The sequence below is a fragment of the Longimicrobium sp. genome, assembly GCF_036554565.1.
GTDB lineage: Bacteria > Gemmatimonadota > Gemmatimonadetes > Longimicrobiales > Longimicrobiaceae > Longimicrobium.
In genome coordinates, this window is the sequence record NZ_DATBNB010000084.1 from 1 (window position 1) to 10,558 (window position 10,558).

Sequence of the window (10,558 nt, forward strand, 5' to 3'; positions counted from 1 at the left end):
CCCGCTGGACGGTGCACGCTCGCGATTGTGGGGGCGCGTGACCCGTGGCCGGATCGGGCTTCACCGGCACGCTCGCCGCACCTGCCGCAGCGCGATTGTCATCCCGATGGAGCGGCCACGGCGAACCCAGCCCCCACGCCGAAGACGGCAGCGACTGAGGGATCCGCCACACACCGCGCTCTCGCACTCCCGTGCGGAGGCCGCACCGATTCCAATCTTTTCCTGTTGTCGCGAACGGACCCTCGACCGGGGAACTGCATCAACTCGGGGAAGTGCGGGGGGCCGCACATTGCGCGACGTGTGTGGCGGATCCCTCAGTCGCTGCGGAGTATGGCGGATCGGCAGGTAGAACGTGGCCGCTTCCATCGGGATGACATCATGCGCGGCTCGCGAGACTCCAGAGAGGCGACACCCCGCACCTGCCGAAGCGCAACCGAATTCTCCTCTCCCCGCATGCGCAGCGTGCGGGGAGGGCCGGGGGAGGGGCCACCCCGCGGAATGCGCCGCAACTCCCGCGACGGTCCGAGTCCGCGAGCGATGCCAGCGTTGTCGCAAACGCCTGACGGCGGTATTCTTCAGTCCCGCGACAACGCCCTCGATCAGCCCCGCGCTACGCCCCTTCTCGCAATCGGCCATAAGCACTTGCGGGGCTGAAACTTCCCCCGCCGCGCCGCGTAATCACCGCTCTACCCGGGCGTGGTTCGGCCTGACCGGGACGACCCGAACCGACCATGGACTTCTACACCTTCGCCGCCGGGCTCGGATTCGCGGGACTGCTCATCATGGCGCTGAGCGGGCTCACGCACGGCCACGGCGGCAGCCATCACGACACCGGCGGCACCCACGGCGGACACGCGGGGCACGGGGGACACGTTGGACACGCGGGGCACGGGCCCACATCCCACGAGTTCGCCCACCATACTCCGATCGCCCACCACGCGACACACGCGCACGGCCACGGGGCGCACCACGCGCACGGCCACGGTGCTCACCACGGCGCCGGTGACGCGGGCCGCGGCTCGGTTTCCGGCGTCCTCATGGGCCTGCTCTCGCCGCGCGTCATCTTTACGGTGCTCTGTGCGCTCGGGGCCACCGGAATCGCGCTGGAGCCCTACCTGGACGGCGGGGTTCGTTTCGCGGCCGCGCTGGGCCTGGGGCTCGCGTTCGAACGGCTGCTCGCCGCCCCCTTCTTTGCCTTTCTCTTCCGCTTTGCTTCCGCGCCGGCGCTCACCCTGGAAAGCGCCGTGATGGACACGGCTCGCGCGGTCAGCGGATTCGACGCGCGGGGCCAGGGGCTCATCGCGCTGGAGCTGGACGGCCAGGTCGTACAGCTGCTCGGAACGTTGAAGGCCGAGGAGCGCGCGGGGGGCGTGCGCGTCCGCGCGGGCGACACGCTCCTCATCGAAGAAGTAGACGGCCAGCGGCAGCGCTGCGTCGTTTCCCGGCTGGGCGCCCGGTAACTCCATGAACCGCCCGAATCCACCCCTTTTCACCTCTCCCTTCCTTCCGGCAAGGCAGAAATGAATCTCCATCCGATGGTCCTTGGCGGCCTGATCCTGCTGGCCGTCTTTCTCCTCTTCCCGCTGATCGTTTCCAGCTTCCTGCGGAACGTCGAGGCGGGCACCATCCGCATGGTCAGCTGGCTGAACGGCAGGACCGTGATCTATCGCGGGCCGGGAAAGAGCTGGGAAATTCCCCTGCTGACCACGGGCACCACGCTTTCCAGCAAGGCCATCAACGTCGACCTGGACATCACCGACCAGACGGCGGACCTGGGGCCCGACGGCATCCCGCAGCCCATCAAGGTGCGCGTGCTCGCGAGCGCCATCGTGTCGGTGGGCGACAGCGACGCCATGATCAAGACGGCGGCCAACCGCTTCTTTTCCAAGCCGGTCGACGAGCAGCAGAACATCCTCATCGACCTGCTCTCTTCGTCGGGACGCCGCGCCATCAACCTGCTGACCCACGACCAGCTGTTCTCGGCCAAGACCGCCGGAAAGCCGGGCGTGGCCCAGCCCGCTACGCCCGCCGTGCTGAACGAGGCGGACGACGACGACGACCCGCTGGCCGTGATCATCCGCAAGGCGTGCTCGCGCGAGCTCACCGACCTGGGGCTCAGCTTCAACTCCCTGAACATCAAGGTGGTGCAGAGCGACGTAGCCGAGGCGCGCCGCAAGCAGTCCGCCGCCGAGGCGCAGGCCAACGCCGAGATCGTGGCCGCCGAGCAGACGCGGCGCGCACAGCAGGCCAAGATCGCGGCCGAGCGGCAGATTTCCGACAACCAGCGCGAGCTGGAGGAAACGCGCGCATCCAACGCCGCCCGCGTGGCCGAGGCCGAGATCCGCAAGCTGCAGGCACAGGAAGTGGCCGAGCAGACCCGCCGCCAGGCCGTGGCGGAGGCGGCCGCGAGCGCGGACATCGTCGCCGCGCAGCAGGACCAGCGCGCGCGTGAGGCCCGTCTGGCGGCGGAGCGCGCCATCAGCGACAGCCAGCGCGAGCTGGACCAGACCCGCGCCGCCAACGCGGCCCTCGTGGCCGAGGCCGAGGCACGGCGCCAGACGGCGCTCGGCATTCAGCGGCACGCGGAGCTCGAGGCGACCCAGCTGGCCCAGGCCCGCGCCGACGCCGAGCGCGTGCAGCTGGAGGCCCAGGCGCAGGCGAACGCCGAGGCCGTGCGCATCCGTACCGTCGCCGCGGCGAACGCCGAAGGGATCGCGCAGGTGAACGAGGCCATCCGGCAGGGGGGCGACGCCTACCTGCGCTTCCGCCAGGTGGAGATGCTGCCGGAGCTGGCGCCCGCCATCGCCGAGGCGCTGTCCAAGGCGCGGCTGGTGACCATCGCGGGTGGAGGCGAGGGTGCCCCCGGCGTCGCCGCCAACGGCATCACGCAGGTGATCCAGACGGTGCTCGCCGCGCAGCTCGTCGGCGGACCGAACGGCGTGCTGGCGGCCGAGCCCGTCGCGTCCGGCAACGGGTACGGGCGCACTCCGGCAACCGTGGTTTCCTGATCGTGGCGGCGGGCGTGCGAGTCGTTCGGCGGACGTGACACGCCGGAGCATCCGCCTGTAGAAAAGGGCGAAGGAGGAACTTCCTCCTTCGCCCTTTCCCTATCTTGGCCCCGCACTCAGCCGAACAGGTCCAGCACGGGGCCGTCCGTCGCCTTCTTTCCCCGTTTCTTTGCCGTCGGACCGTCTGCGTCCGCTTCTGGTTCCGGGTCGGGTACGGGAGCCTCGGCGGCTTTCTTCGCCCGCCGCGGCTTGGGTGCGCTCGCCTCGGCCGGTGGCGGCGTCGGTTCGGGCGTGGGTGCGGGCTTGGGCTCTGGCTCCGGCGTGGACGCACGCGCGGGCTTTCTCGCACGCTTCGCCGCGGGCGCCGGCGTTGGCGCGGGTGCCGGTTCGGGCGCACGAGGCTCTTCGACGGCGGCCGGCGCGGCAGCGGCTGGCTCGCCACGCGGTCCACGAGCGCGGCGGGGGCGCCGGGGCTCGACGATCGGATCTTCGATGATCATCTCGTCGGCAGCCACCGCGGGCTCTCCGCCGTCCACGAACAGCTCGGCCTCGCTCCCCGTCTCCGCCGCAGCCTCCTCAGCGGGTGTGTCGCTCGGCGCGTTCGGGAGATCCACATCCGCCGAGGGCCCGTCCACCGTCGAGGGTGCGGCATCGTCGGACAACGCGCTGTCTTCATCCAGCAACGTATCGACCTGCGGATCGTCGTTCTTCGATGCAGCGGCATCGCCCAGGTCCGCGGTGACGGCGGGATCGGCGGCATCGAGCGCAACGATCTCCGGTAAACCTGAGCCGCCATCGGATGGACCGCCGCCGTTCGTGTCGGAATCGGGCGGGAGGTCCGCGCCGCCATCGGGCGGGGTAGCGGTGTCACGCTCGGCAAGCGGCGTCACGAGGATGATGCGCTCCGACTTCGCCAGCTCCAGCACCGGCTCCGGCGCGGCCTCGCGGGGCAGGGCGGGGATGCCGTCGCGACGGATGCGCCGCCCCTCGCCCGAGGCCAGCAGCGCGTTCAGGTCGCCCTGCAGCGGCAGCACGGCGACCAACTCGCCGAACTCCTTCGTCGTGGGAGACAGCACGCAGCCCTTGCCGTCGCGCTTCTGCAGCGGAAGATCATCCGCCAGGAAGCGCTTCCCCTGGCCGCGGGCGGTCACCGCGCACAGCTCGGCATCCGGCTTCACGGCCACCATTCCCGCCAGCGTCTCGCGCGCGTCCAGCTTCATCCCGCGGACGCCCTGGGTGGCGCGCCCCACCAGCGGTACGTCGGCCTCGGCGAAGCGGATGGCGCGGCCGCCGGAGCCGGCGAGCACCACCTCCATCTCCCCGTCCGTCACCGCCACGAACTTCAGCCGGTCGCCCTGCCGCAGGGTGATCGCCTCCACCCCGCCGGAGCGGATGCGGCCGAACTGGTCCAGCGACGTGCGCTTGACCGTTCCGCCGGCCGTGGCGAACAGCGCCGCCCGCTCGGCGGAGAACTCCTTCACCCGCTGCACCGAGGCGATCTCCACGCCCTTCCCCAGCTCCAGCAGCTGGTGAAGCCGCTTGCCGCGCGCGCGCAGCTCGGGATCGGGAAGGTCGCGCACGTCCAGCGCGTACGCCCGCCCATCCGTGGAAAAGACGAGAAGCGTGTCTTCGGTGCTGGCGACCAGCACCCGCTCCAGGTAGTCGGACTCGTACTCGGAGCCGATCAGCGCCCGCCCCGTGCTCGCCGCGCGCTGGTACACGGGCATGGGAATCTGCTTGACGAACCCCTCGCGGGTGACGGTGACCACCACCTCTTCGGCGGCCAGCATGTCTTGCAGCGTGACCGTCTTTTCGCTTTCGAAGATGGTCGTGCGCCGCGCGTCGCCGTAGGTGACGGCCATCTCCTCCAGCTCGGCGCGGATGACGGCGATCTGCTGCTCGGGGCTGGCCAGCAGCGCCTCCAGCTCGCGGATGCGCGTCGCCAGCTCGGCCAGGCGCTCGCGCAGCTCGCGCGACTCCAGCTGCGTCAGCCGGGAAAGGCGCATGTTCAGGATGGCCTCGGACTGCCGCTCGCTCAGCTTCAGCGCCGTTTCCAGCTTTCGCGCCGCCGTTTCGCGGTTGCGGGAGCCGCGGATGATGGCGATCACCTCGTCGATCCGCTTGAGCGCGGCGATCAGCCCTTCCAGGACGTGCGCCTCGTCGCGCGCCTTGTCCAGCTCCCACCGCGAGCGCCGCACGACCACCTGCACGCGGTGGTCGCGGAACCGCTCCAGCATCTCCTTGAGCGTGAACTCGCGCGGCACGCCCTTGTCCAGCGCCAGCGCGATCACGCCGAACGTGGTCTGCAGCGCCGTCCACTTGTAGAGCCCGGCCAGGATCTTGGCCCCGTCGGCGCCGCGCTTGAGCTCGATGACGATGCGGATTCCGTCGCGGTCGGACTCGTCGCGAAGGTCGCTGATGTCGGCCAGCTTGCCGCCGCGCGCCAGTTCCGCGATCTGCTCCAGGATGCGCGACTTGTTCGTGCCGTACGGGATCTCGGTGACGACCAGCTGCTCCTTGCCGCTGCGGCGCGACTCCTTGTAGACGCGCGCCCTCATCACCACCCGGCCGCGCCCCTTGGCGTACGCGTCGCGGATGCCCTGCACGCCCACGATCAGCCCGCCGGTGGGAAAGTCCGGCCCGGGCAGGTGGCGCATCAGGTCGTCGACGTCGCACTCGGGATGGTCCAGCAGGTGCACCGCCGCGCGCACCACCTCGCCGATGTTGTGGGGCGGGATGTTGGTGCTCATCCCCACGGCGATGCCGCTGGAGCCGTTCACCAGCAGGTTGGGAACGCGCGAGGGAAGGACCCGCGGCTCGGTGAGGCGGTCGTCGTAGTTGGGGGCGAAGTCGACGGTGTCGCGGTCGATGTCGGCCAGCAGCTCGCCGGCGATAGGGGAAAGACGCGCCTCGGTGTAGCGGTAGGCGGCCGCCGCGTCGCCGTCGATCGACCCGAAGTTGCCCTGCCCGTCGATGAGCGGATAGCGGAGGGAAAAGTCCTGCACCATCCGCACGAGCGCGTCGTAGACGGAAGCGTCGCCGTGCGGGTGGTACTTGCCCAGCACGTCGCCCACCACGGTCGCCGCCTTCTTGTACGGGCGGGTGGGGGTGAGCCCCGCCTCGTGCATGGCGTACAGGATGCGGCGGTGCACCGGCTTCAGGCCGTCGCGCACGTCGGGGAGCGCGCGCTGCACGATGACGCTCATCGAGTAGTCGATGAACGACTCGCGCATTTCCTGCTCGATCAGCCGCGGGACTACGCGGTCGCGCTGCGTGGGGGTGAGGATCGCCATGGGCCGGTTGAGCCGCCGCGGGGGGCGGATGTCTTCGCGAGGGTCGGGACGCCGAAAGTGCGTGTCCGGAACGGAAAGCGCCAGCCGCGCGCTTCAGGTACGATGTGGCTGGCGGATACACCGCGCGGGGAGATTGGTTCGGACTTTGTTCGGGTACGGCGGGAGAGTGGCGTTTCGATTGGACTGGGCGCATGCCTCGGGTGGGCCCCTCCCCCGGCCCCTCCCCGCACGCTGCGCATGCGGAGAGGGGAGAATTCGATCGCGCTCCGGCAGATGCGTGGCTGTGCCCGCTCTCCAGTCCGCAGTCGCCCACGATGTCATCCCGATGGAGCGGCCACGCCCAATCGGCCGATACGCCATACTTTGCAGCGACTGAGGGATCCCTCAGTCGCTGCCGTTTTCGGTGTGCGGGCAGGTGCGCGGGGGCCGCTCCATCGGGATGACAGATGCGCTTCGGCCGGCGCGCGCACGGGACCGTGCGTGCAGTCCGCGAAGGCGGACTTCGGGCCGTGGTTGCCGCGAATTCATTCGCCCCAGCAGGGCCGAGGCCTCAGTGCCGCTGTTACACCGCGTCCATCTACGCACCGGCAAAAGAGTGGGTCCGGTGAGGCCGCCGCATGGGAGCGTGATCGCGCGGTGTGTGGCGGATCCCTCAGTCGCTGCCGTCTACGGCGTTTGGGCAGGTCCGCCGGGGCCGCTCCATCGGGATGACAGAGGCGCTTCGGCAGGCCCCGCGCACTGGACCGTGCGTGCAGTCCGCGTAGGCGGACTTCGGGCCGTGGTTGCCGCGAATTCATTTCGCCCCAGCAGGGCCGAGGCCTCAGTGCCGCTGTTACGCCGCGTCCATCCACGCATCGGCAAAAGAGCGGGTCCGGTGAGGCCGCCGCATGGGAGCGTGATCGCGCAGTGTGTGGCGGATCCCTCAGTCGCTGCCGTTCTCAGTGTGCGGGCAGGTTCGCCGGGGCCGCTCCATCGGGATGACAGATGCGGTTCGGCCGGGGGCGCGCATTGGGCTGTGCGTGCAGTCCGCGAAGGCGGACTTCCGGCCGTGGTTGCCGCGAATTCATTCGCCCCAGCAGGGCCGAGGCCTCGGCGCCGATCACCGCTGCCGCGGCCGGGCGCTTCGCCCCGGGTTGCCGGGCGGCGCCCTCCCGCCGTAACCTGTCCCCCTCGCGACCACCTTACCCGGGAGCACACATGGAATCAGACTGGCGCCAGAACCTGGTCACCACCAGCGACGGAATCGCGCAGCTCCTGCGCGACACCAGGCGCATCGCCGTGCTCGGCATCAAGACCGAGGCGCAGGCCGGCCAGCCCGCCTTCTACGTGCCCGAGTACCTGCACAACGCCGGGCTCGACGTGGTTCCCGTTCCCGTCTACTACCCCGACGCCACCCGCATCCTGGGCAAGCCCGTGTACCGCCGCGTGGCCGACGTCCCCGGCCCCGTGGACATGGTGAACGTGTTCCGCCGGTCGGAAGACGTAGCACCGCACGTGGACGACATCCTCGCTGCCAAGCCGAAGGCCGTATGGATGCAGAGCGGAATCCGCAACGAGCAGGCGGCGCAGCGCTTCGCCGAGGCCGGCATCAAGGTGGTCCAGGACCGCTGCCTGATGGTGGAGCACCGCCGCGTCGCGCGCTGACGGAGCAGCCGTTTTGCAAGTGCCCCCGCCGCAACGACATGCAGCGGTGTAGGGAAAACGACTACAACGCGTAGTCGCCGGCCGGATATTGCCGGAGTGCGGGGTGGGTGTTATATGGGGTGGCTCGACAGAGCGGCCGGGCGCGGGCAGGGTCCGGAGGCAGGTGAAAAGCCGCGTGCAGGCGGGCGCATGACCGGGCGCCCGGGTGCAAGCGGCCCAATGGTATTCTCCGTTCAGGCAGACGAATGACAAAGGTCCTTCGCATCGCGGTGATGGCGCTGCTCCCCATCGCGGCCGCGGCTTCGTGCCGCGACTACTCGCCGCCGGATGCGCCCGAGCAGCCCATCGCGTTCTACCACACCGTGCACGCGCGCGACAACAAGATCCCGTGCATGTACTGCCACTACACCGCCGACCGCTCGGTGGACGCGGGCATCCCCAGCGTGCAGCTGTGCGTGGGCTGCCACGTTCCGGCCAGCTCGGCGCCCACCTCGCTGCGCGGCCAGGCCCAGCTGGCGTTCCCCAAGGTCAAGGGCAACGACAGCACCGGGTACAACGAGGGGCAGAAGCTGGTGGACTACTGGCGCCGCGGCGAAGGGATTCCCTGGGTGCGCATCCACAAGATCCCCGAGCACGCCAAGTTCCCGCACTATTCGCACGTGAACGCCGGGCTCCAGTGCCAGACGTGCCACGGCAAGGTCGAAGACATGAAGGAAGTCTTCCAGGCCTCGTCGCTGCGCATGGGCTGGTGCATCGACTGCCACCGGGGCGAAATGCCGCTCTCGGCGGCGGAAGAGGCGTCGGTGAAGGCCCGCTCGTCCTTCGTCCGCAAGGTCAACGCGATGCGGGAGTCGGGCGGCGACGTGCGCGGGCTGACGGCCACCTATCCCAACCAGCGCGCGTCCACGGACTGCGTGGTCTGCCACTACTGAGCGCCGGAATGCGAGAAGGATTGCTGAGGAGACGGCATGTCTGACGGAATGAAGAGACGCACCTTCTTGAAGGTGCTCGGCGCATCGGGAGCGGCGACGGCCACGGTGGGGTGCTCCACCGGCGAGGTCGAAAAGCTGATCCCGTACGTGGTGCCCCCCGAGGAGATCGTTCCCGGCGTGCCCACCTGGTACACCAGCACCTGCCGTGAATGCCCGGCCGGGTGCGGCGTGCACGTGGAAACGCACGAGGGGCGGGTCACCAAGCTCGAGGGCAACCCCGACCACCCCATAAGCCACGGCAACCTGTGCCCGCGCGGCCAGGCCGCGCCACAGGGGCTCTATCATCCGGACCGCTTCCGCGGGCCGCAGATCATGGAGTTCGGCGAGGGACAGCCGCGCGGCACCACCTGGGCGCAGGCCGAGCGCTCCGTGGCCGAGGCCATCCGCCGCGCGCCCCGGGGCAGCGTGGTGTACCTGACGCCCGGCTACCGCGGGACCATGGACCGCCTGGCCACCGACTTCGCCGCCGCCATCGGCGCGCGGCGGGTGGACTGGGCCCCGCTGGAAGACACCCCGCGCGGGCTGGACTTCGCCGACGCCGACCTGCTGGTGTCGTTCGGCGCCGACTTCCTGGAAACCTGGGGGTCGCCCGTCGACTACGCCTTCCAGTTCGCGCAGCAGCACGCCTACCGGAACGGCCGCCGCGGCCGCTTCGTGTGGGTGGGCCCGCACCGCCCGCTCACCGGCATCAACGCCGACCTGTGGATCGAGACCCGCCCCGGCACCGAGGCCCTGGTGGCCCAGGCGCTGGCGGGCGGCGCAAACCTGGCCCAGGTGGCCCAGCAGATCGGCCCGGAGAACGGCGGGGCCGAAACGGCCCAGCGCCGCGCCACGGCGCTGCAGACGCTGTCCACGTGGTGGGGCGAGGCCGGCCGCAAGGTGGCCTTCGGCCCCGGCTACGCGGTGCGCGGCCCCAACGGCGAGGCGCTGCGCCAGGCCGTCAACCGCTTGAACGGCGGCGCCGCGTCCACCCCCGCCGCGGCCGACGCCCGGCCCATCGTGCAGCTGATCCAGGCGATGAACGCCGGCCAGGTGCAGGTGATCCTGATCGACGGCAACGACCCGGCGTACACCCTGCCCGGCGGGCTGAAGTTCGCCGAGGCGCTGAAGAAGGTGCCCACGCGCGTCAGCTTCAGCCCGTTCCCGGACGAGACGTCGTCGGTGGCCACGCACTTCCTGCCGCAGAGCCACTTCCTGGAGCGGTGGGACGACTACACGCCCCAGCCGGGGGTGTTCGAGCTGGTGCAGCCCGCCATGCGGCCCATCTTCAACACCCGGGCGGTGGGCGACATCCTGCTGAACATTGCCCGCGTGCTGGGCGTCACCCCCACCGCGGGCTTCGCCGGACAGACCTGGCTGGACTACCTGCGCGCGTCCTGGGCGGGCCGCACCGCCACGCAGGCCGCCTGGGAAGCGGCGCTCAAGCGCGGCGGCGTGTTCGCCGGCGGCGGCGACGCGTCGCAGGCCCTGGGCCTCACCGCCCAGCCCGCGGCGGGCGCAGCTGCAGCCGCTCCGGCCGCGGCCGCCGCGGCCGTGCCCGCGCAGCCCGCCCCGGTGCAGGCCGCGCCCGCGCCGGCCGCCGTCGCCTTCCAGGCGCCGCGCGCCGAGGGGCCGGCCGACG

General features: G+C 70.8%; 6 protein-coding genes. 5 read left to right on the plus strand and 1 reads right to left on the minus strand.

The annotated features are described in order from the left end of the window. Window positions 1-731 precede the first annotated feature (731 nt). Window positions 732-1,460: a hypothetical protein gene (locus VIB55_RS02275; RefSeq protein WP_331875041.1), complete on the plus strand. Its 729-nt coding sequence runs from the start codon at window positions 732-734 to the stop codon at window positions 1,458-1,460. Window positions 1,461-1,520: 60 nt separating this feature from the next. Next, on the plus strand, window positions 1,521-3,008 hold the full coding sequence (locus tag VIB55_RS02280; RefSeq protein WP_331875042.1) for a hypothetical protein: 1,488 nt from the start codon (window positions 1,521-1,523) through the stop codon (window positions 3,006-3,008). Between the two features lie 116 nt (window positions 3,009-3,124). Here the strand turns inward: VIB55_RS02280 and gyrA are convergent, their stop codons facing one another. Next, window positions 3,125-6,301, minus strand: coding sequence for a DNA gyrase subunit A (gyrA, locus tag VIB55_RS02285; RefSeq protein WP_331875043.1), 3,177 nt, complete (start codon window positions 6,299-6,301; stop codon window positions 3,125-3,127). Between the two features lie 1,197 nt (window positions 6,302-7,498). Here gyrA and VIB55_RS02290 point away from each other — a divergent pair. The 3 genes from VIB55_RS02290 to VIB55_RS02300 all read left to right on the plus strand — a co-directional run. Further along, window positions 7,499-7,945, plus strand: coding sequence for a CoA-binding protein (locus tag VIB55_RS02290; RefSeq protein ID WP_331875044.1), 447 nt, complete (start codon window positions 7,499-7,501; stop codon window positions 7,943-7,945). A 245-nt stretch (window positions 7,946-8,190) separates the two neighbouring features. Further along, window positions 8,191-8,877: a cytochrome c3 family protein gene (locus tag VIB55_RS02295; protein WP_331875045.1), complete on the plus strand. Its 687-nt coding sequence runs from the start codon at window positions 8,191-8,193 to the stop codon at window positions 8,875-8,877. A 36-nt stretch (window positions 8,878-8,913) separates the two neighbouring features. After that, a partial coding sequence (locus VIB55_RS02300; RefSeq protein ID WP_331875046.1) for a molybdopterin-dependent oxidoreductase occupies window positions 8,914-10,558 on the plus strand: 1,645 nt, incomplete at its 3' end.

Coding starts and splice junctions, on each gene's coding strand:
- VIB55_RS02275 (WP_331875041.1), top strand. CDS start 732: ATGGACTTCTACACCTTCGCCGCCGGGCTCGGATTCGCGGGACTGCTC.
- VIB55_RS02280 (WP_331875042.1), top strand. CDS start 1,521: ATGAATCTCCATCCGATGGTCCTTGGCGGCCTGATCCTGCTGGCCGTC.
- gyrA (WP_331875043.1), bottom strand. CDS start 6,301: ATGGCGATCCTCACCCCCACGCAGCGCGACCGCGTAGTCCCGCGGCTG.
- VIB55_RS02290 (WP_331875044.1), top strand. CDS start 7,499: ATGGAATCAGACTGGCGCCAGAACCTGGTCACCACCAGCGACGGAATC.
- VIB55_RS02295 (WP_331875045.1), top strand. CDS start 8,191: ATGACAAAGGTCCTTCGCATCGCGGTGATGGCGCTGCTCCCCATCGCG.